Source organism: Geodermatophilus sp. SYSU D00710, assembly GCF_054050195.1.
On sequence record NZ_JBJGYX010000046.1, the window covers coordinates 18,253 to 38,330 of the forward strand.

Sequence of the window (20,078 nt, forward strand, 5' to 3'; positions counted from 1 at the left end):
CGTCAGGCCGGTTCGAGCTCGCGCTCCGGCTCGGGCGCGCGCCGGCGGGACAGCGCGCTGGGCCACCACGTGCGGTCGCCCAGCAGGTGCACCGCCGAGGGCACCACGAGCGAGCGGACGACGAAGGTGTCGAGCAGGACGCCGAAGCCCACGAGGAACGACAGCTGGGTCAGGAACAGCAGCGGCAGCACCGACAGCGCCCCGAAGGTGGCCGCCAGCACCATCCCGGCCGACGTGATGACCCCGCCGGTCACCGCCAGGGCCCGCAGGACGCCGTCGCGGGTGCCGTGCTTCTCGGACTCCTCGCGAGCCCGTGTCATGAGGAAGATGTTGTAGTCGATCCCCAGGGCGACGAGGAACACGAACCCGATGAGCAGGATGCCGGGGTCGCTGCCGGGGAAGCCGAAGACGCTGTCGAAGAGCAGCGCGGCCACGCCGACCGTGGCCCCGACGCTGAGCACGACGCTGGCCAGCAGCAGCAGCGGGGCCACCAGGGAGCGCAGCAGCAGCGCCAGCACCACGGTGATGACCACCAGCACGCTGGGCACGATCACCCGCAGGTCGCGGGCCGCGGTCTCGCGGGCGTCGAGGTTGGCCGCGGTGTCCCCGCCGACCAGGGCGGCCGGGTCGGCGTCGTCGAGCGCCGTCCGCAGCTCCTGGACGACCTCGATCGCCTCGGTGCTGTCGGCGGCGACGGCGAGGGTCACGTCGAGGCGGACCTGCCCGTCGATGACGGCCGGGTCGGCACCGGGCTGCGGCGGCCCGTCGGTGCCGGTGAACGGCGCGACCGAGGCCACGCCCTCCACGGCGGCCGCCGTCTCGGCCACCTCCTGCCAGCTGTCCTCGGGCGTGATGACGACGGTCGGGCTGCCGGAACCGGCGTCGAAGTGGCGGGCCAGCGCCTCCTGCCCGTCGACGCCGTTGGACTCGCCGCGGATGGCGTCGCTGAAGGTGATGCCGTCCGCGTCGTAGGTGGGCGCGAAGACGGCCGCGGCCACCAGCGCCAGCGTGCTCAGGGCCAGGACCCGCCGCGGCCGGCGGCCGACCAGCGCGGCGACCCGCTGCCAGCCGCGGCCCTCGCGCGGGCGCTGGCCGACCTGCGGGCGGAAGGGCCAGAAGGCGGCGCGGCCGAGCAGCGCCAGCGCGGCCGGCAGGAAGGTCAGCGCCGCGACGACGGCGAGCGAGACGCTGACCGCCGAGATCGGCCCGAGCCCGCGGTTGGAGGCCAGGTCGGAGAACAGCAGGCAGAGGACGCCGAGGACCACGGTCGCGCCCGAGGCCACGATCGGCTCCCACGAGCGGCGCAGGGCCACCCGGATCGCGGTGAACCGGGACCGCTCGCGCTGCAGCTCCTCGCGGAAGCGGGCGACGAGCAGCAGGCCGTAGTCGGTGGCCGCGCCGACGACCAGGATCGCCGCGATGCCCTGGCTCTGGCCGTTGACGGTGATCAGGTCGGCGTCGGCCAGGAGGTAGGCGACGGCGTTGCCCGCGGTGAGCGCCAGACCCGCGGTGCCGATGACCAGGAACGGCAGGATCGGGCTGCGGTAGACCACCAGGAGGATGAGCAGGACCACGCCGAACGCCGCGAGCAGCAGCAGTCCGTCGATGCCGGCGAAGCCGTTGGCGAAGTCGGCGAAGATGCCGCCCGGCCCGGTGACGAAGGAGTCGGTGCCGTCGACGGCGATCGCCGCGCGGATGTCCTCGACCACGGTCACGATCTCGTCGCCGAGCTCCGGGCTGAGCGGCAGCACCGCCTGCACCGCTTCGCCGTCCTCCGACGGGATCGGCGGGGAGGCGGGCGCCACCAGGGCGCCGGCCTCGTCGGCGACGGCCGTGGCCTCCTGCACCGCCTCGCCGACGGCGCCGAGCGTGGCCTGGTCGAGCGGCCCGTCGCCCTCCCAGAGCAGGATCGCCGGGATGGCCTCGGTGGGGGAGAAGGCCTGGGCGAGTTCCGCGACCCGGGTGGACTCGGCGCTGTCCGGGAGGAAGGCGGCGGTGTCGTTCTCCTGGAGCCCGGTCAGCTGGCCGCTGAGGGAACCGAGGGGGGCGGCCGCGCCGAGCCAGGCGAAGACGACGAGCAGGGGGAGCAGCCAGCGGACCCGACGGGCCATGGTCATTCCTCTCGACCAGCGATAATCTAGACATTCGAGACATTACGGGGGTGGAGCATGGAGCGCAACGACGGCCAGCGGGTGGAGGTCGCACTCCTCCTTCGGCGTCTCACCGTGGAGGTGGATGCAGTCGGGCAGCGGTTCGCCGACGCGCACGGTCTGGGCCGCACCGACGTGCGGGCCGTGGTGGCCATCCTGGACGCCACCCGCCGCGGCGAGCCGCTCACGGCCGGCGCGCTCGGCGCGGCGGTGGGCCTGAGCTCGGCGTCAGTGACCGCGCTGGTCGACCGGCTCGAGCGGGCCGGGCACGTGCACCGCGTGCGCGACCCCGAGGACCGGCGCCGCGTCGTCCTGCACATGAGCGAGCCGACCATGGCCGCCGGCGCGGCGTTCTTCGGCGGCCTGCAGCGCGACGTGGTGGGGGCGATGGCGGACATGTCCGACGCCGAGGTCGCGGTGGTCCGCCGGTTCCTCACGGCGGTGACCGAGGTGGTGGTGGCCCACCGCTGAAGGACGCCCCGAGGCATAGGAAGCTATCCGCACGTTTCGGCGCCCGAGACGTGCGGAAAGCCTCCTATGCCTCGCCCCTACAGGTACAGGCCGGTGGACTCCTCGATCCGCTCGGCAGCGACGGCGTGCACGTCGCGCTCGCGGAGGATGACCAGCTCCTCGCCGTGCACCTCGACCTCGTGCTGGTCCTCGGGGGAGAAGAGCACCTGGTCGCCGACCTTCACCTGCCGGACGCTCGAGCCGACCCCGCGCGCCTCGCCCCACACCAGCCGCTTGGCCACCTGCGCGGTCGCCGGGATGAGGATGCCGCCGGTCGAGCGCCGCTCGCCGTCCTCCCTGCGCAGCGACACGAGGATCCGGTCGTGCAGCATCTTGATCGGCAGTCCGCTGCCCTTGGCGACGTCGGATGGCACGCGATCACGGTACGCGGGTGCCTCAGCCCCACCCGAGCTCGTGCAGCCGCTCGTCGCTGATGCCGAAGTGGTGGGCGATCTCGTGGACGACGGTCACCGTCACCTCCTCGACCACCTCCTCGGCGGTCTCGCAGACGTCGCAGATGGCCTCGCGGTAGATCATGATCCGGTCGGGCAGCGTGCCGCCGTACTGCCAGCCGCGTTCGGTGAGCGCGTAGCCCTCGTAGAGGCCCAGCAGGTCGGGCTCGTCCTCGTTGCGGTCCTCGACCAGGACGACGACGTTGTCCAGCAGCGCCATGAGCTCGGCCGGGACCGCGTCGAGGGCATCGGCGACCAGCGACTCGAAGACCTCGCGGGGGAGCGGCCTCACCAGCTGGTCGGCAGCGGGCGGCCCTCCTCGTAGCCGGCCGCGCTCTGCACCCCCACCACGGCCCGCTCGTGCAGCTCGTCGATGGTGCGGGCGCCGGCGTAGGTGCACGACGAGCGCACCCCCGCGACGATGCCGTCGACCAGGTCCTCCACGCCGGGCCGGGCCGGGTCGAGGTACATGCGCGAGGAGCTGATGCCCTCCTCGAACAGCCCGGCGCGAGCCCGCTCGAAGCCGCTCTGCGCCGCCGTCCGCGCCTTGACCGCGCGCGCCGAGGCCATGCCGAAGGACTCCTTGTACAGCCGGCCGCCGTCGTCGTGGATGTCGCCGGCGCTCTCGTAGGTGCCGGCGAACCACGAACCGACCATCACGTTGGCCGCGCCCGCGGCCAGGGCCAGCGCGACGTCGCGCGGGTGGCGCACCCCGCCGTCGGCCCACACGTGCCGGCCGAGCCGGTGAGCCTCGGCCGCGCACTCCTCGACGGCGGAGAACTGCGGCCGCCCGACGCCGGTCATCATCCGGGTGGTGCACATGGCGCCCGGCCCGACGCCGACCTTGACGACGTCGGCGCCGGCCTGGACGAGGTCGCGGGTGCCCTCGGCGGTGACCACGTTGCCCGCCACGACCGGCGTCGACCCGGCCACCGCGCGCACCGCGCGCACCGCCTCGACCGCCTTCTCCTGGTGGCCGTGCGCGGTGTCGACGACGAGCACGTCGACGCCGGCGGCCAGCAGCGCCGATGCCTTGCCGGCGACGTCGCCGTTGATGCCGACGGCGGCCGAGGTGAGCAGCTGCCCGGTCGCGTTGACCGCCGGGGTGTAGAGCGTCGAGCGCAGCGCGCCCTTGCGGGTGATGACGCCGACCAGCCGGTCGCCCTCCACCACCGGCGCGGCGCTGACCCGCTCACCGGAGAGCACGTCGAACACCTTGGGCAGGTCGGTGCCCGCGGGGATGGTCAGCGGGTGCTCGGCCATGACCTGGCCGAGCTGGCTGAACCGGTCCACGCCGCGGCACGCGCCGTCGGTGACCACGCCCACCGGCACGCCGTCGTCGACCACCACGACGATGCCGTGCGCCCGCTTGGTCATCAGCGACAGCGCCTCGCCGACGGTCGACGTCGGGGCCAGCGTGATCGCGGTGTCGTAGACCGGGTGGCGGGCGTGCACCCAGGAGACGACCTCGGTCACGACGTCGACCGGGATGTCCTGCGGGAGCACCGCCAGGCCGCCGCGGCGGGCGATCGTCTCGGCCATCCGGCGGCCGCTGATCGCCGTCATGTTGGCGACGACGACCGGGATGGTGGTGCCCACCCGGTCCGGCGTGGTCAGGTCGACCTCGAGCCGCGAGCCCACGGTGCTGTGGTTGGGCACCATGAAGACGTCGGCGTAGGTGAGGTCGGTGGCCGGGCGGTTGCCGCCGATGAAGCGCATGGACCCCATTGTCCCGCAGCGGCCGCGCGGGCGAGGTCCCTCCGCGTGTCTCCCGGGACCGCGCTGCTCAGCGCCCGGCCCGCGGCGCGGGACGGCGGGCGGACACCAGCGCGACCGCCACCACCACGGCCAGCCCGGTCCCGGCGACCAGCCCGAGCGCCGTCGCCCCGGCGCCGAGGGTGGAGACGAGCGCGCCGAGCAGCGCCCAGCCCGCGGCGACCACGTAGGCGGGCTGCCCGTGCACCCGCCAGGCGACGGCGGCAGCGGTCGCCGCGGCGCCGGCCAGCAGCAGCGCGGGGACCGCGGTGCCGTCGACCAGCCGCCCGGGCAGGACGGTGGCCGTGTTCACCCAGACCGCGGCGCTGGTCCACCCGGCGTAGAGGCCGACGGTGCCGCCGAGCAGCAGGCGGGTGGTCCGGTCGGCCGGCGTCGCGACGACCGTCCGCAGGCAGACCAGCAGCACCGCCAGCACCGCCGCGAAGACGGGGACGGTGAGGGCGGGCGCCGTCGCCGCGGCCACCAGCCACAGCACGAAGCCGACCTGCGCCAGCGACAGCGGCACCTGCACGCGGCGCCAGGGGTCCGCCGTCGCGCGCCGCAGCGGGAGGCCGTACACCGCCGCGGCCAGGCAGCCGAGGACGACCGGCCCCCAGATGGCGAAGAACGGTCCGGGCGGCACCACCACCGGGTCGCTGCCCGAGCCCTGCTCGAAGCCGGCCAGCGGCGGGGCGACCGCCTGGGCGACGGCGGTGGTCAGCAGCAGCCAGCGTCCCCGGCTGCCGGGCGCGTGTCGGGCCACGGAGACCTCCTCCCGGACGCCGGTGCCCGGTGTTCGGCCGCTCCGGCCCACCCGGATGCGGGAGGCCGCCCCGCGCCGCCGGGGTGCCCGCCGCGGTGCGCTCCTACGATCGGCGTGTGATCGACCTGCGCCTGGTGCGCGAGCACCCCGACGTCGTCCGTGCCAGCCAGCGCGCCCGCGGCGCCGACGAGTCCCGGGTCGACGCGCTCCTGGCCGCCGACGCCGCCCGCCGCGAGGCGGTCCGGCGCGCCGACGACCTGCGGGCCGAGCAGAAGGCGGCCTCCCAGGCGGTGCGCGGCGCCAGCAAGGAGGAGCGGCCCGCCGTCCTGGAGCGCGCCAAGGCGCTCGCGGCGCAGGTCAAGGAGGCCGAGGAGGCCCAGCGCGCGGCCGACGCCGCGCTGCGCGAGGCGCACCTGGCCATCCCGAACGTCGTCGCCGACGGCGTCCCGCCCGGCGGCGAGGACGACGCGGTGACGCTGCGCACCGTCGGCGAGGTGCCCCGCTACGACTTCGAGGTCCGCGACCACCTGCAGGTCGGCGAGGCCCTCGGCGCCATCGACGTGGAGCGCGGCGCGAAGGTCTCCGGGGCCCGCTTCTACTTCCTCACCGGCCCGGGGGCACTGCTGGAGTTCGCGCTCGCCCAGCTGGCGATCACCCGCGCGGTGGCCGCCGGCTTCACCCCCGTCGTCGCCCCGGCGCTGGTCAAGCCGCACGCCATGGAGGGCACCGGCTTCCTCGGCGAGCACGACGAGGAGGTCTACCGGATCGAGCGCGACGACCTCTACCTCGTGGGCACCTCCGAGGTCGCGCTGGCCGGCATGCACGCCGACGAGGTGCTCGACCTCTCCGCCGGCCCCCGCCGCTACGCCGGCTGGTCGTCCTGCTTCCGCCGCGAGGCCGGCTCCTACGGCAAGGACACCCGCGGGATCATCCGCGTGCACTGGTTCGACAAGGTCGAGATGTTCAGCTTCTGCCGTCCCGAGGACAGCGCCGCCGAGCACCTGCGGCTGCTGGCCTGGGAGGAGGAGTTCCTCCAGGCACTCGAGCTGCCCTACCGCGTCGTCGACATCGCCGCCGGCGACCTCGGCACCAGCGCCGCCCGCAAGTACGACATCGAGGCGTGGTTCCCCAGCCAGGGCACCTACCGGGAGCTGACCAGCACGTCGGACTGCACCACCTTCCAGGCCCGCCGGCTGGCCATCCGCCACCGCGACGCCGACGGGAGGCCGCAGCCGGCCGCCACGCTCAACGGCACGCTGTGCGCGATCGCCCGCACCATCGCCTGCCTGCTCGAGGTGCACCAGCGCGCCGACGGGTCGGTGCACGTCCCGGTGGCGCTGCGGCCCTGGCTGGGCGGGCACGAGGTGCTCACGCCCGGCATGACGCTGGCCGCACCGGTGCCGCCGGCGGCCGCATGAGCGGGCCCGCGCCCCGCGCCGTCCTCTCCGGGCACGTCCCCTCCCCGGACGCCGACCGGGTCGTCGAGCCCGGCGACCTCGGGAGCTGGCGCCCGCGGCTGGTGGCCACCGACCTCGACGGCACCCTGCTCACCTCCGCCGGCGTGGTCAGCCCGCGCACCCGCGCCGCGCTGGACGCCTGCTGGGCCGCCGGCATCCCGGTCGTCGGCGTCACCGGGCGTGGGCCGCGGCTGCTCGACAGCGTCCGCACGGCGCTCGACGGGCGGGGCATCGCGGTGCTCGCGCAGGGCGGCTACGTCGTCGACCTCGAGCGCGACGAGGTGCTGCGCACCGTCGGGCTGCCGCGCTCGCAGGCCGAGGCCGTCATCGCGCGCATCGAGGCGGTCGCCGGCGACCTGATCCTGGCCGTGGAGGACGCCGCCGAGCAGGCCGAGGCGCTCGCGCCGCTGCGGGTGCAGCACGGCTTCGACTGGCCCTATCCCGAGCCCGCGCACCTGCTGCCGCGGCACGCGGTGATCCCCGAGGGCGCGGTGCTCAAGGTGTTCCTGCGCTCGTCCTCCCTCGGCCAGGACGAGCTGCTGGCCCGCGCCCGGCGGGTGGTCGACCCGGCCGAGGCCGAGGTCACCCACGCCGGGCTGGGCTTCATCGAGGTGCTGCCGCCGGGTGTCACCAAGGCCACCGGGCTGGCCGTCGCGCTCGACCACCACGGCGTCGGGCTCGCCGACGTGCTCGTCTTCGGCGACATGCCCAACGACCTGCCGATGATCACCGCGGTCACCGAGGCCGGCGGCCGCGCGGTCGCGGTGGCCAACGCCCACCCCGCCGTCCGGGCGGCGGCCGGCGCGCTCACCGGCGGGCACGACGCCGACGGCGTCGCCTCCTACCTCGAGGCGGTGCTCGCCGGTGTCTGACTGGCGCCCCCGGCTGATCGCCAGCGACATGGACGGCACGCTGCTGCGCTCCGACGACACCGTCAGCGACGCCACGGTCGCCGAGCTGCGCCGCTGGCAGGACGACGGCGTCCCCGTCGTCCTCGCCACCGGCCGGCCGCCCCGCTGGATGCACCGGATCCGGCAGGTCGTCACGACGGGCACCGCCGTCTGCTGCAACGGCGCCGTGCTGCTCGACCTCGGGCGCTTCGAGATCCTCGAGGAGGAGGCGCTGCCCCCGGCGGTCCTGGCCGAGATCACCGCCGGGCTGCGCGCCGAGCAGCCGGGCACCTGGTTCGCCGTCGAGTACGGCCTGGAGTTCCGTCACGAGCCGGTGTACCGGCCGCGGTGGGACGTCGACGCGCCCGGCGTCGCCGAGGCCCCGCTGGAGGAGATGGTCGCGGCGCCCGCGGCCAAGCTGCTGGCCCGGCACGAGGAGATGGACCGCGACTCCTTCGTCGCGCTGGTGGAGCGCGTGGTGGGTGACCGGGCGACGGTCACCAACTCCTCCTCCGACGCCCTCGCCGAGATCTCCGCGCACGGGGTCACCAAGGCCAGCGGGCTGGCCCGGGTCGCCGCCCGGCACGGCGTCGGCCCGGAGGACGTCGTCGTCTTCGGGGACATGCCCAACGACATCGCCGCCTTCGACTGGGTGCGGGAGGCCGGCGGGCGGGCCGTGGCCATGGCCCACGCCCACCCGGACCTGCTCGCCGCGGCCACCGACGTCACCGTCGGCAACGACGACGACGGCGTCGCGACCTTCCTCGCAGCTCTGTAGACCCGGCTTGAGATCGGCCCTTCCCTGCCGATGTGTCGGAGCGACCGGCACCCCGCCACGGAAGGCGATCGATGAGCCAGACCCCTGCCCGCGTCCCGACGACGCCCGCCGAGCCCACCTCCTCCGGGTGGAGCCTGCACGCGAGGTTGCTCGGCGCGATCCTCGTCGTCGCGCTGACCACCCTGGGTGTCGGGCTGTTCGGCATCCAGCGCATGTCGGTCCTCGCGGACAAGGCCGACCAGGTCCACGACGAGGGCGCCGTGCCGCTCGACGGCCTGCGCCGGCTGCAGGTCGACTGGTGGGAGCTGTCGGCGCACACCGCCCGGGCCAACATCCCGACGCTGCCGGCGGCCACCGTCCAGGAGGCGCGGGAGTCCGCGGCCGCCGCGGGCGAGGCGATGGTCACCGACGCGGAGGCCGTGGCCGGGATGCCGCTGTCCGCGGAGGCCCGCGCCGGGTTCGAGGAGTACCGGACCGCGTCGGAGACCTACCTGACCGCGCTGGCGCAGCTGCAGGCCCTGCCGCCGACCTCGCCGAGCGCGCTGCCGCTGCTGCAGACCATGTCGCAGAACGAGGACGTGATCGAGGAGTCGCTGACCGCGGCCACGGCGGCGGCCGCCGCGTCCGCCGGGGAGACGGTCACCGAGGCCGAGGACGCCTACGCCGCCGCCCGCACCCTCACGCTCGTCGTCGTCGGGCTCGGCCTGGTCGTCTCCGTCGTGCTCGCGCTGCTGGTGGCGCGCAGCGTGACCCGGCCGGTGCAGCGGATCCGCGAGGTGCTCGCCGAGGTCGCCGGCGGTGACCTGACGGTGCGCGCCGGAGCCACCGGCGGCGGCGAGCTGGGCGAGGTGGCCCGCTCGCTGGACGAGACCCTCGACGCCCTCGGCGGCGTGCTCACGCTGGTCCGCGGGTCCGCCGACCGGCTGCAGGGCGCCTCCACCCAGCTCGACGCCGCGGCCGGCGGGATCGCCGAGGTCTCCCGCGCCGCGTCCGACCAGACCGGCGTCGTCGTCGCCTCGGCCGGCGAGGTCGCCGCCAGCGTCGACACCGTGGCCACCGGCTCGTCGCAGATGGAGAGCGCGATCCGCGAGATCGCGCACAACGCCGCCGAGGCCGCCCGCGTGGCCGGGCAGGCGGTGGGCGTCGCGGAGACCACCACCCGGACCGTCGGCAAGCTCGGCGACTCCTCGCAGGAGATCGCCACCGTCGTCAAGCTCATCAACGGCATCGCCGAGCAGACCAACCTGCTGGCCCTCAACGCGACGATCGAGGCGGCGCGGGCCGGGGAGGCGGGCAAGGGCTTCGCCGTCGTGGCCAGCGAGGTCAAGGAGCTCGCGCAGGAGACCGCGCGCGCCACCGAGGACATCTCCCGCCGGGTCGAGGCCATCCAGGCCGACACCGCGGGCGCCGTCGAGGCGATCAGCCGGATCAGCTCCGTGATCGGCGAGATCAACGACTTCCAGGCGACCATCGCGGCGGCGGTCGAGGAGCAGACGGCGACCACCAACGAGATGAACCGCAACGTGGCCGAGGCCGCCGGCGGCACCCGCCAGATCGCCGCGGCGATCACCGGCCTGGCCGACGGCACCCAGCAGACCAGCGCCCGGGTCGACGACGCCCGCCGGGCCGCAGCGGAACTCGCCCGGATGAGCGGCGAGCTGCAGGACGCCGTCCGCCGCTTCTCCGTGTAGGCGGTCCCCGCCGGGATCAGGTGACCTGATCATCGGGCGTCCTCCCTCACCGCCCACCGTGAGGGAGGACGCCCGGAGGGGAGGGAGGACGTCGTCCGCGCGTCGTGGCGCGGCCGCTCAGGCGACGGCGTCCTCGGGGTCGGGTCCCGGCTCGGGGCGCCGGTGCACCCGGAACGACCGTGGGCCGGCCAGCGGCTGGGCGAGCAGGCGGGCCACCCGCGCGAGCACCGGGCTGGAGGGACCGAGGTCCTCCTGCGTGACGCGGACGACGCGGACGTCGAGCTCGCGGATCCTGTCCTCGCGCCGCTTCTCGTCCCACAGCACCGCCTCCGGCGTCCGGCCGTCGCGCGGCGCGGCGTACTTCACGCGGCCGTCGAACTCGATGGCCAGCGCCGCCTCCTCGTACCAGGCGTCGACCCGGCCGAGGAGGCCGCGGGGGCCGTGCAGCTCCACCTGCAACTCGGGCCGCGGGAGTCCCGCCTGCAGCAGCGCCAGCCGCCCCCGCGTCTCCAGGGGCGACTCGGCGCGGCCGTCGGCGAGGCCGACCGCACGGGCGGCGGCCCCGATGCCCACCCAGTGCGTCTGCCGCAGGACGGCGGCCTCGACGGCGGCCCGTGCCACCTGCCGTCCCTGCATCGCTGCGTCCAGGGCGACCACGGCGTCGACGAGCGACCAGTCGCGCGCACAGTCGACGAGAGTGCGGGCCGCGGTGGTCACCCGGAACGCCCCGGCGTCCACGACGTCCTCCGGTGGCAGGGCGGCCGCCGCGATCCGGTAGCCCCGCCCGCACCGCCACTCGTCGGCGTGCGTGAGGCGCACGTCGTCGTCGACCCCGCGCGGCAGGACGAGGCGGTGGAAGCGGGCCGCCGACGTGTGGCTCAGCACCGGACCGGGCCCCAGGACGGCGAGCGCGGCGGCGCACAGCAGCAGGTGGCGCGCGCGGGGGTCCTCGGCCGTCGCCAGCCACCGCGCCGTCGACACGTACACGCCGCGGCGCAGGCGGTGCCAGGCCCGGGTGCGCACGGCGCCGCGGACGTCGTCGGGGAGGTAGCCGGCGCGTCGGGCGTCGTCGACGGTGAAGACGCCGCCGCGTCGTCGCGCCGCGGCCTCGAGAGCGGGGGACACGCGGTCAGTCTCGGGACGGGCACCGCCCGGGGGAACGGCCCGGCCGGAACTGTGGACGACGGGGTCCTCCCTCACCACAGCGCGTCCTCCCTCACCGTCTGCCGTGAGGGAGGACGCCCGACGATCAGGTCACCTGATCCCGGCGGAGCCCCGCGCTACAGGTACTGGCCGCCGCCGGGGCGGGGTTCGCCGGTGGCGGGACCCCCGGGCAGGGCGCGCCGGCGGATCTCCTCCAGCTGTGCCCGGGCGGCCATCTGCTGGGCGACCAGCGCCGTCTGGATGCCCTGGAACACGCCCTCGAGCCAGCCGACGAGCTGGGCCTGGGCGATCCGCAGCTCGGCGTCCGACGGCGTCTCGCCCTCGCTGAACGGTGAGGTGATGCGTCGCAGCTCCTCGCTGAGCTCGGGCGCGAGGCCCTGCTCGAGCTCGCGGATCGACGAGGCGTGGATGTCGCGCAGCCGGGCGCGGCTGGCCTCGTCGAGGGGCGCGGCCCGCACCTCCTCGAGCAGCTGCTTGATCATCGTGCCGATCCGCATGACCTTGGCCGGCTGCTCGATCATCTCGCCGACGCCGGGCGGGCCGTCGCCGTCGGCCGGGCCGGGGGCCGGCACGGGCATCGCGCCGACCGGGCGCCCGTCCGGGCCCACGACGAGGACCTGCTGCGGGCGCTCACTGCCGTTGCCGGGTGCCGTCATGTCCCCATCCTGCCCCTCGCGCTCGGGGGGTGAACGCCGGGCACGGGGCCCGCGGGGCGGCCTCGCGACGTCGCCGGTGCGGCGGCACGGCGGCCCGGGGCGGCCAACTAGGGTCGCCCGCATGCACCCGGGGGAGCCACGGCTGGACGTCGCGCGCGTCCGCGGGCAGTTCCCGGGCCTCTCCGACGGCTTCGTGCACACCGACGCGCCGGGCGGCACCCTGCTGCCCGAGAGCGTCGTGCACGCGGTCTCGTCCGCGATGCGGGTGCCGGTGGCCAACCGCGGCGGGGTGTTCCCGTCGTCCTCGCGGACCGAGGGCCTGGTGGCCAGCGCCCGGGCCGCGGTGGCCGACCTGGTCGGCGGTGTCTCCACCGGCGTCGTGCTCGGGCCGAGCATGACCGCGCTCACCTACGCCGTCGCCCGCGCGCTGGCCCGCACCTGGCGCCGCGGCGACGAGGTCGTCGTCAGCCGCCTCGACCACGACGCCAACATCCGGCCCTGGATCACCGCGGCCGCCCAGGTCGGCGCGGTCGTCCGGTGGGCGGAGGTGGACATCGAGACCGGCGAGCTGCCCGCCTGGCAGTACGACGACCTCATCACCCCGCGCACCCGGCTGGTGGCGGTCACCGCCGCCAGCAACGCCATCGGCACGCGGCCCGACGTCGCCTCGATCGCCGCCCGCGCGCACGCCGTGGGGGCGCTGGTCTACGTCGACGCCGTGCAGGCCGCGCCGCACGTCTTCCTCGACCGGGCCACCCTGGGCGCGGACTTCCTCGCCGTCTCGGCCTACACCTGGTGCGGGCCGCACGTCGGCGCCGTGGTGGCCGACCCCGCGCTGCTGGGCGAGCTCGACCCCGACCGGCTGCTGCCCACGCCCGACCGGGTGCCCGACCGCTTCGAGGCCGGCACCCCGCCGTTCGAGCTCTACGCCGGGGTGACCGCCGCCGTCGACCACCTGGCGGGCCTGTGCGAGAGCACCGCCGGCAGCCGCCGCGACCGGCTGCGCGACTCCATGACCGCCGTCACCGCGTACGAGGGTGGCCTGTTCGAGTGGCTCGACCAGGCCCTGCGCGCCATGCGGCACGTGCAGGTGGTCGGCTTCCCGGAGCACACGACGCCGACGCTGTCGTTCACCGTGCCCGGCATGCGTCCGCGCCAGGTGGCCGCCGAGCTGTCCCGCCGGGGCATCTGCGCCTGGGACGGCGACTTCTACGCCCGCGAGCTGTTCGACGCGCTGGGCGTCAACGAGGCCGGCGGCGCGGTCCGCCTCGGCCTGGCGCACTACAACACCGCCGAGGAGGTCGGCTACGTGGTCGACTCCGTGGCCGCGCTGCGGGGCGCGCTGTAGTCAGGTGCCGGGGAGCAGCAGCACCTTCCCGATGTGCTCGCTGGCCTCGACGACGCGGTGCGCCTCGGCCGCGCGCGACATCGGCAGCCGGCGGTCGACGATGGGGCGCACCACGCCGCGCTCGACGTCGGGCCAGACCTCGGCGCGCACCGCCGCGACGATCGCGTCCTTCCCGCCGGGCCCGGTCAGCGGCCGCGAGCGCAGCGCCGTCGCCGCCACCGACGCCCGCTTGGCCAGCAGCTTCCCCAGGTCGAGCTCCGCCTTGGCGCCGCCCTGCAGGCCGATGACCACCAGCCGCCCACCGACGGCGAGCGCGTCGACGTTGCGGGCCAGGTACTTCGCGCCCATGTTGTCGAGGACGACGTCGACCCCGACGCCGTCGGTCTCCTCGCGCACCCGCTCGACGAAGTCCTCGTCCCGGTAGCCGATGGTCACCTCGGCGCCGAGCTCGCGGCAGAACTCCAGCTTGGCCGCGCTCCCGGCGGTGGTGAACACCCGCGCACCGGCCCGGACGGCGAGCTGGATGGCCATCGTCCCGATGCCGCTGGACCCACCGTGCACGAGGAACGTGTCCCCGCGGCGCAGGCCCGCGAGCTGGAAGACGTTGGACCACACCGTGCAGGTCACCTCGGGCAGCGCCGCGGCGGTGGCCAGCTCCACCCCGGCGGGGCGGGGCAGGAGCTGCCCGGCCGGTACGGCGACCCGCTCGGCGTAGCCGCCGCCGGCCAGCAGTGCGCACACCTCGTCGCCCACCGACCAGCCGACGACGCCCTCGCCGACCTCGCTCACGATCCCGCTGCACTCCAGGCCCAGGACGTCGCTGGCACCCTCGGGAGGCGGGTAGAACCCGGCCCGCTGCAGCAGGTCGGCCCGGTTGACGGCGGTGGCCGCGACGTCGACGACGACCTCGCCGGGGCCGGCCACGGGATCGGGGGCCTCGCCCCAGCCGAGCACCTCGGGGCCGCCGGGTCCGCTGGTCGTCACCGCACGCATGCCCCCGACCCTAGGAGGGCCGGCCCCCGCCGCTCGCCGGCCCGAGGTGGGACCCGCTCAGGTGCTCGGTGCGAGAGCCGGGGGACGCCACCGCGCCGGAGACGGTGACGCACCTGCCGCCACCGTCCGCGGCGACCAGGTCGGCCAGCACCTCGCCCACCGCGCGCCGGGAGACGTGCATCCCCGCGGTCCCCCCGGTCGGCGAGGTCGTGGCCGGCTCGTCGCCGTCGGTGAGGTACACCGGCTGGACGATCGTCCAGTCCAGGCCGCTGTCCCGGACCAGCCGCTCCTGCCGCTCGTGGTCGTCGATCTGCGCGACACGCCCTGCTCGCGCATGGCCGCGACCACCGTGGCCGTGCCGCGCGACCGCACGTCCAGCGGCGTGCCCCGGCTGCCCCGCAGCCGCACCCGCAGCGGGTGCTCGCTGATACCGAGGGTCAGCACCACCGCGTCCTGCCCGCGGACCGCCCGCACGACGTCGGCCGGCACCGTGGCGTCGCCGTCCACGGCGCGGACGCCCGGACGCCCCGCACGGGCGGCCGACGCCCGCCGGGCGAAGGCCGTCACCTCGTGTCCCCGGGCGGTCAGCGCCTCGACCGCCGCCCGTCCGGACCCACCTGTCGCTCCCACCACCAGCACGCGCACGTCTCCTCACCCCTCCGGTCCCGCCGGCCCTCGTGGCCGGTCGCCGTCGACACTGGCGGGCCGGCCGGTTCGGGCCCATGACCGCGCGTCCGCCGTCCATGCCCGTTCGTCCGGCGGACCTGGACGCCCGGTGCGGCGGTCAGCAGGCTGGAGCCGTGCACGCGAGCGAGGAGACCCACGCGGACCCCGGCCGGCCGTGGGCGTCGGTCGACCCGCTCGGCGGGGTGCTCGCCGACCTGCGGATCCGCGGCACCTTCTACTGCCGGGCGGAGGCGACCGCGCCCTGGGGCCTCGAGATGCCGGCGCTCGCCGGGTGCATGAGCTTCCACGTCGTCACCCGGGGCAGCTGCGTCCTGGAGGTCGACGGCGACCGGCACGAGCTCCGCGTCGGCGACCTGGCCCTGGTCCCGCACGGCCGCGGCCACCTGCTGCGCAGCGCCCCGGAGGCGCCGGTCTCCGGCCGTGCCGACCTGCTGCCCCAGCAGTACCTGGGGGACCACTACTCCGTCCTGCGGCTCGACGGCGGCGGCGCCGCGGCGGGGATGGTCTGCGGGGTGGTCGAACCCGACCGGCCCGGGGCGGCCCACCTGCTCGGCCTCCTGCCGCCGGTGCTGGTCGTCGACGGGCGTGACGGAGCCCGTACGGGCTGGCTGCCGATGCTGCTGCGGGTCCTCGCCGACGAGGTGGCCGAGGACCGGCCCGGCACCGAGGCCGTGGTCACCCGGCTCGCCGACGTCGTCGTCCTCCAGGCCGTCCGCGCGTGGCTGGACACCGCGGCGACGGGTCCGGGCTGGCTGCGGGCCCTACGTGACCCGCAGGTGGGGCGGGCGGTCGCGCTCCTGCACCGCGAGCCCGGCACGGCGTGGACCCTGACCCGGCTGGCGCGGGAGGCCCGGATGTCGCGGTCGTCGTTCGCCGCCCGCTTCACCGACCTGGCCGGGGAACCGGTGATGCACCACCTGGCCCGCTGGCGCATGCACCTGGCCACGGTCGCCCTCGGGCAGGGCGCCCGGGTCGGTGAGCTGGCCGGGCGGCTGGGCTACGAGTCGGAGGCCGCCTTCTCCCGCGCCTACAAGCGCGTCGTCGGCGTGCCGCCGACCGCGGCGGGCGAGCCGGTGCCGTCGGGCCCCGCGGGCTGACCGGCGACCTGCGAGACCCGTCCAAGCAGCTCACAAGCCCGTCGCAGGACCCCGGCGGCACCGTTCCGGTCATGACGACGACGACGTCCCCCGTCCGCATCCCCGCGCCGCGCACGCCGGACCACGACACGCTGCCGACCGCGCCGGCCCGCACCCGGGTGGCCTTCCTCGACGCCCCGGCGCTGGCGGCCCGGGCGCTGCGCTCGGGGACCCGGCTGGCCGCCGACGCGGTCACCGGCATCGCCTTCGACGACCCCTGCTGCGCCGGCCGGCAGCGCGAGCTGGTGCGCTGGACCGCGGGCGTGGTGGCCGAGGTCCGCGCGCACGGGGCGCTCGGCGGACGCGACGGGGACGTCGCCCTCGACGCCGTCCTCGCGCGGACCGACCGGGCGCTGGCGCTGTTCGCCCGCGAGCTGGGCGCCGGTGCGCCGCTGCTCGCGCCGGCGCTCACCGACCTCGCCGACCTGGTCGCGGCCCGGCTGGACGCGTGGACCCGGCCGGCGGCACCCGCCGCCCGGCGGACCGTCCGCCAGGCCCTGTTCGCGCTGCCGTGGCTGCTCGACGCCTGCCACCCGGCCGAGCTGCCGGACGTGCTGCGGAACGCGTCCCGCGGTGAGCTGCTGGTCCTGCGGCTCGGCGCCCGGCGGCACGCCGGGACGCGCGACGCCGTCCTCGGCCGCGCCGGGTGAGCGGCGGTGCGAGGACGGCGTCAGCGCGGGACGGGATCCGCCGTCAGGCCCGGGCCTTGAGGTCCTTGCGCAGGATCTTGCCGGCGGCGGACTTGGGCACCTGCTCGATGAACTCCACCGCGCGGACCTTCTTGTGCGGCGCCACCCGGGAGGCCACGAACTCCATGACCTCGTCCTCGGTGATCTCCGAGCCCGGGGCCCGCACGACGAACGCCTTGGGCAGCTCCTCGCCGCTCTCCTCGTCCTTGACCCCGATGACGGCGGCGTCGGCGATCTGCGGGTTGCCGACCAGCACGGCCTCGAGCTCGGCCGGGGCCACCTGGTAGCCCTTGTACTTGATCAGCTCCTTGACCCGGTCGACGACGGTGTAGCAGCCGTTCTCGTCGACGACCGCCACGTCCCCGGTGTGCAGCCAGCCCTCGGCGTCGAGGGTCTCGGCGGTGGCCTCCGCGTTGTTGAGGTAGCCCTTCATCACCTGGGGGCCGCGCACCCACAGCTCGCCGCGCTCGCCCGGGGCGGCGTCCTCGCCCGTGGAGGAGTCGACCAGCCGGCACTCGGTGTTGGGGATCGCCAGGCCCACCGAGCCCTTGGGCACCTCGCCGGAGAAGCCCTCCGGCTCGCCGCCGCGGTCGGGCGTGGTGTGCGAGACCGGCGACAGCTCGGTCATGCCGTAGCCCTGGCCCACCGTGACGCCGGTGTCGGCGCCCCGGCGCAGCCGCGCCTCCGCCGCCTGGGCCAGCGCCTCGTCCAGCGGCGCCGCGCCCGAGAGGATCGAGGTCAGCGAGGACAGGTCGAACTGGTCGACCATCGGGTGCTTGGCCAGCGCCAGCAGGATCGGCGGGGCCACGAAGGCGCGGGTGATCCTCTGGTCCTGGATGGTGCGCAGGAACTGCTCGAGGTCGAACCGCGGCAGCGTGACGACGGCGCCGCCCCAGGCCAGCCCCTGGTTCATCAGCACGGTCAGGCCGTAGATGTGGAAGAACGGCAGGACGGCGATGATCCGCTCGTCCGCGCCCAGCTGGATGAGCGGGCGGCACTGGGCGACGTTGGCCACCAGGTTGCGGTGGGTGAGCATGACGCCCTTGGGCAGGCCGGTGGTGCCGCTGGAGTAGGGGAGCGTCACCAGGTCGTTGGCCGGGTCGATGTCGACCTGCACCGAGGGCGCGTCGCTGCTGATCAGGTCGAGCAGCGAGGCGTGACCCTCGGCGCCGTCCATGACGATGACCTCGTCCACCGGCGTCTGCGCGGTGGCCTCCAGCGCCCGGTCGAGGAAGGGCGAGACGGTGACGAGCACCTTCGCGCCGGAGTCCTTCAGCTGGAAGGCGACCTCGTGGGCGGTGTACAGGGAGTTGATCGGGCTCATCACGCAGCCGGCCTTGGCGATGCCGTGGAACACCACCGGGTACCACATGGTGTTCGGGCACAGCACCGCGACGACGTCGCCCTTGCGCAGCCCGCGCGCGGCGAGCGCGGCCGCGACCCGGTCGACGTAGGTCGCCAGTTGGCCGTGGCTGATCGAGTCGCCGGTCAGGCCGTCGACGAGCGCGGGCGCGTCGGGCTTCTCCCGCCCCGCGGCGAGGACGAAGTCGGGGACCGAGAGGTCCGGGATCTCGACGTCGGGGTAACGACTGGCCAGGGGCACGGGGCTCCTCCTCGTTGGGGGCGTAGTGGCGCCAGTCTCACACCCCCGGTGTGTCGCAGGACACGGGGGTTACTCGCCGGTCACCTCATCGGGGCCACAGCACGGACTGGGTGCACCGGAACAGCGCGAGCGTCCGCCCGGCGCCGGAGGAGACGACGGCGTCCCAGACCTGGGTGGAGCGGCCGGCGTGGGCGTTGGTGGCCACCGTCCGGATGCGGCCCTCGCGGACGGTGCCGAGGAAGTTGCTCTTCAGCTCGATGGTGGTGAAGCCGGTCGCGCCCTCGGGCAGCAGCGCGCGGGTCGCCAGGCCGCAGGCGGTGTCGGCCAGGGCGACCACGGTCGCCGCGTGCAGGTAGCCGTTGGGCGCGAGCAGGTCGGGGCGGACGTCGAGGCCCGCCTCCAGGCGACCGGGCTCGTGCGCGGCGACCGTCAGGCCCAGCAGTCCCGGCAGCGTGCCCGGCAGGAGCGCGTTGAGCTCGTCGGCGGTGAGGAACCCGGTGGCGGCCACGGGCGGGAACCGTAGCGCCGGCGCGGGTCACCGGGAGGCGGCGTCGGCCCTCGTGCCCCGGAAGCGCCGGCGTTGGGTGCGCACCCGCTCGGCGCCGTCACGACGGCGCAGGTGCAGCCGCTCCCGGTGTGCCTCGGCCGAGTGGACGACGGTCACCGGGCACGGCGCGTGCAGGACGCACTGCATGCCCGTCGACCCCAGCAGCATGCTGGAGAACCCGCCGTGCCCCCGGCTGCCGACCACCAGCAGGTCCGCGCCGGCCGACTCCCGGATGAGCGCGTCTGCGGCCGAGCCGAGGACGGCCGTCACGTGGATCACCGGGTGCGGCTCCGGGACCCCGTGGAGCACCTCGGCGACGAAGGCCTCGGTCCGTGAGACCGCCGCGGCCTCGGCCTCGTCGTAGGTGCGGTCGCCGACGACGTCGAAGTCCATCCACGCCTCGGGCGGGCGGTGGGCGACCACCGCCTCGACGGGCACACCCCGGCGGGCGGCGTCCTCGACGGCGAACCGCAGCGCGGCCCGCGCCCCCGCCGACCCGTCGACGCCCACCACCACCCGGGGTCCGCGCGCCTGCGACTCGTCGGCGCGCACGGGCTGCTCGATCATGACGGCCTCCTCGGCACCGTCCCCGCGGGACCGGGTGCCCCGGCGGGCGTCCTGAGCATGATCCGTCCGGCGCGCCGGGGGAAGGGTCCTGTGTCGCGCCCGCCCGGGCCCACCGGCCCTCGGACCTCGCGGTGGGGGGGGGGGGGGGGGGGGGGGGGGGGGGGGGGGGGGGGGGCGGGGGGGGGGGGGGGGGGGGGGGGGGGGGGGGGGGGCGCGGGGGCGGCCCCCCCGCCACTCCCCGC

At 75.9% G+C, this 20,078-nt stretch carries 20 protein-coding genes and 1 pseudogene; 8 read left to right on the forward strand and 13 right to left on the reverse strand.

Going from position 1 to position 20,078, the window contains the following annotated elements; all coding sequences use genetic code 11:
* Positions 1–2: 2 nt before the first annotated feature.
* On the reverse strand, positions 3–2,111 hold the full coding sequence (locus tag ACI78U_RS18290; protein ID WP_456876811.1) for an MMPL family transporter: 2,109 nt from the start codon (positions 2,109–2,111) through the stop codon (positions 3–5).
* A 57-nt stretch (positions 2,112–2,168) separates the two neighbouring features.
* Between ACI78U_RS18290 and ACI78U_RS18295 the strand changes: the two genes are divergently transcribed.
* Positions 2,169–2,621, forward strand: coding sequence for a MarR family winged helix-turn-helix transcriptional regulator (locus tag ACI78U_RS18295; RefSeq protein ID WP_456876812.1), 453 nt, complete (start codon positions 2,169–2,171; stop codon positions 2,619–2,621).
* Between the two features lie 77 nt (positions 2,622–2,698).
* Here ACI78U_RS18295 and ACI78U_RS18300 read toward each other — a convergent pair whose 3' ends face one another.
* From ACI78U_RS18300 to ACI78U_RS18315, 4 genes are all read right to left on the reverse strand, one after another.
* Positions 2,699–3,034 carry a GroES family chaperonin gene (locus tag ACI78U_RS18300; RefSeq protein ID WP_456876813.1) on the reverse strand — a complete coding sequence of 112 codons (336 nt, stop codon included), beginning with the start codon at positions 3,032–3,034 and terminating at the stop codon, positions 2,699–2,701.
* 22 nt (positions 3,035–3,056) lie between these two features.
* A complete protein-coding gene (locus ACI78U_RS18305; RefSeq protein WP_456876814.1) occupies positions 3,057–3,404 on the reverse strand; it encodes a metallopeptidase family protein in 348 nt (115 codons plus the stop codon).
* The gene (locus ACI78U_RS18310; protein ID WP_456876815.1) at positions 3,401–4,831 is read right to left on the reverse strand and encodes a GuaB1 family IMP dehydrogenase-related protein; all 1,431 of its coding nucleotides are present in this window, start codon (positions 4,829–4,831) and stop codon (positions 3,401–3,403) included. The genes ACI78U_RS18305 and ACI78U_RS18310 overlap by 4 nt, the downstream gene beginning before the upstream one ends.
* 67 nt (positions 4,832–4,898) lie before the next feature.
* Positions 4,899–5,630, reverse strand: a complete 732-nt coding sequence (locus ACI78U_RS18315) for a hypothetical protein (protein ID WP_456876816.1) — start codon at positions 5,628–5,630, stop codon at positions 4,899–4,901.
* Between the two features lie 116 nt (positions 5,631–5,746).
* Here ACI78U_RS18315 and serS point away from each other — a divergent pair, with 116 nt between their 5' ends.
* The 4 genes from serS to ACI78U_RS18335 all read left to right on the forward strand — a co-directional run bounded on the left by serS (position 5,747) and on the right by ACI78U_RS18335 (position 10,446).
* The gene (gene serS / locus ACI78U_RS18320) at positions 5,747–7,048 is read left to right on the forward strand and encodes a serine--tRNA ligase (protein WP_456876817.1); all 1,302 of its coding nucleotides are present in this window, start codon (positions 5,747–5,749) and stop codon (positions 7,046–7,048) included.
* On the forward strand, positions 7,045–7,959 hold the full coding sequence (locus ACI78U_RS18325; protein WP_456876818.1) for an HAD family hydrolase: 915 nt from the start codon (positions 7,045–7,047) through the stop codon (positions 7,957–7,959). The genes serS and ACI78U_RS18325 overlap by 4 nt, the downstream gene beginning before the upstream one ends.
* Positions 7,952–8,755: an HAD hydrolase family protein gene (locus ACI78U_RS18330; RefSeq protein ID WP_456876819.1), complete on the forward strand. Its 804-nt coding sequence runs from the start codon at positions 7,952–7,954 to the stop codon at positions 8,753–8,755. The genes ACI78U_RS18325 and ACI78U_RS18330 overlap by 8 nt, the downstream gene beginning before the upstream one ends.
* 71 nt (positions 8,756–8,826) lie before the next feature.
* The gene (locus tag ACI78U_RS18335; protein ID WP_456876820.1) at positions 8,827–10,446 is read left to right on the forward strand and encodes a methyl-accepting chemotaxis protein; all 1,620 of its coding nucleotides are present in this window, start codon (positions 8,827–8,829) and stop codon (positions 10,444–10,446) included.
* 117 nt (positions 10,447–10,563) lie between these two features.
* On the opposite strand, the gene ACI78U_RS18340 is transcribed toward ACI78U_RS18335, so the two are convergent.
* Together ACI78U_RS18340 and ACI78U_RS18345 are read right to left on the reverse strand one after the other, a co-directional pair.
* The gene (locus ACI78U_RS18340; protein WP_456876821.1) at positions 10,564–11,571 is read right to left on the reverse strand and encodes a type IV toxin-antitoxin system AbiEi family antitoxin domain-containing protein; all 1,008 of its coding nucleotides are present in this window, start codon (positions 11,569–11,571) and stop codon (positions 10,564–10,566) included.
* Positions 11,572–11,726: 155 nt separating this feature from the next.
* Entirely contained in the window at positions 11,727–12,266 is a 540-nt protein-coding gene (locus tag ACI78U_RS18345; protein WP_456876822.1) for a bacterial proteasome activator family protein, read from the reverse strand.
* Positions 12,267–12,387: 121 nt separating this feature from the next.
* Here ACI78U_RS18345 and ACI78U_RS18350 point away from each other — a divergent pair, with 121 nt between their 5' ends.
* A complete protein-coding gene (locus tag ACI78U_RS18350) occupies positions 12,388–13,614 on the forward strand; it encodes a cysteine desulfurase-like protein (RefSeq protein ID WP_456876823.1) in 1,227 nt (408 codons plus the stop codon).
* On the opposite strand, the gene ACI78U_RS18355 is transcribed toward ACI78U_RS18350, so the two are convergent.
* The 3 genes and pseudogenes from ACI78U_RS18355 to ACI78U_RS18365 form a co-directional block, all read right to left on the reverse strand.
* Positions 13,615–14,607: an NAD(P)H-quinone oxidoreductase gene (locus tag ACI78U_RS18355; RefSeq protein WP_456876824.1), complete on the reverse strand. Its 993-nt coding sequence runs from the start codon at positions 14,605–14,607 to the stop codon at positions 13,615–13,617.
* A gap of 10 nt (positions 14,608–14,617) precedes the next feature.
* A complete protein-coding gene (locus ACI78U_RS18360) occupies positions 14,618–14,848 on the reverse strand; it encodes a hypothetical protein (protein ID WP_456876831.1) in 231 nt (76 codons plus the stop codon).
* Between the two features lie 14 nt (positions 14,849–14,862).
* Positions 14,863–15,252: pseudogene (locus ACI78U_RS18365) on the reverse strand (NAD(P)-dependent oxidoreductase); the annotation flags it as partial.
* 155 nt (positions 15,253–15,407) lie between these two features.
* On the opposite strand from ACI78U_RS18365, the gene ACI78U_RS18370 reads away from it, so the two are divergent.
* Both ACI78U_RS18370 and ACI78U_RS18375 read left to right on the forward strand, forming a co-directional pair.
* A complete protein-coding gene (locus tag ACI78U_RS18370; protein WP_456876825.1) occupies positions 15,408–16,391 on the forward strand; it encodes an AraC family transcriptional regulator in 984 nt (327 codons plus the stop codon).
* A 71-nt stretch (positions 16,392–16,462) separates the two neighbouring features.
* Complete coding sequence (locus tag ACI78U_RS18375) at positions 16,463–17,080, forward strand: hypothetical protein (RefSeq protein ID WP_456876826.1); 618 nt, start codon at positions 16,463–16,465, stop codon at positions 17,078–17,080.
* A gap of 43 nt (positions 17,081–17,123) precedes the next feature.
* On the opposite strand, the gene ACI78U_RS18380 is transcribed toward ACI78U_RS18375, so the two are convergent.
* From ACI78U_RS18380 to ACI78U_RS18390, 3 genes are all read right to left on the reverse strand, one after another.
* Positions 17,124–18,722, reverse strand: coding sequence for a 4-coumarate--CoA ligase family protein (locus tag ACI78U_RS18380; RefSeq protein ID WP_456876827.1), 1,599 nt, complete (start codon positions 18,720–18,722; stop codon positions 17,124–17,126).
* Between the two features lie 85 nt (positions 18,723–18,807).
* Positions 18,808–19,230 carry a PaaI family thioesterase gene (locus tag ACI78U_RS18385; RefSeq protein WP_456876828.1) on the reverse strand — a complete coding sequence of 141 codons (423 nt, stop codon included), beginning with the start codon at positions 19,228–19,230 and terminating at the stop codon, positions 18,808–18,810.
* A 27-nt stretch (positions 19,231–19,257) separates the two neighbouring features.
* A complete protein-coding gene (locus ACI78U_RS18390; protein ID WP_456876829.1) occupies positions 19,258–19,836 on the reverse strand; it encodes a universal stress protein in 579 nt (192 codons plus the stop codon).
* Positions 19,837–20,078: the final 242 nt, after the last annotated feature.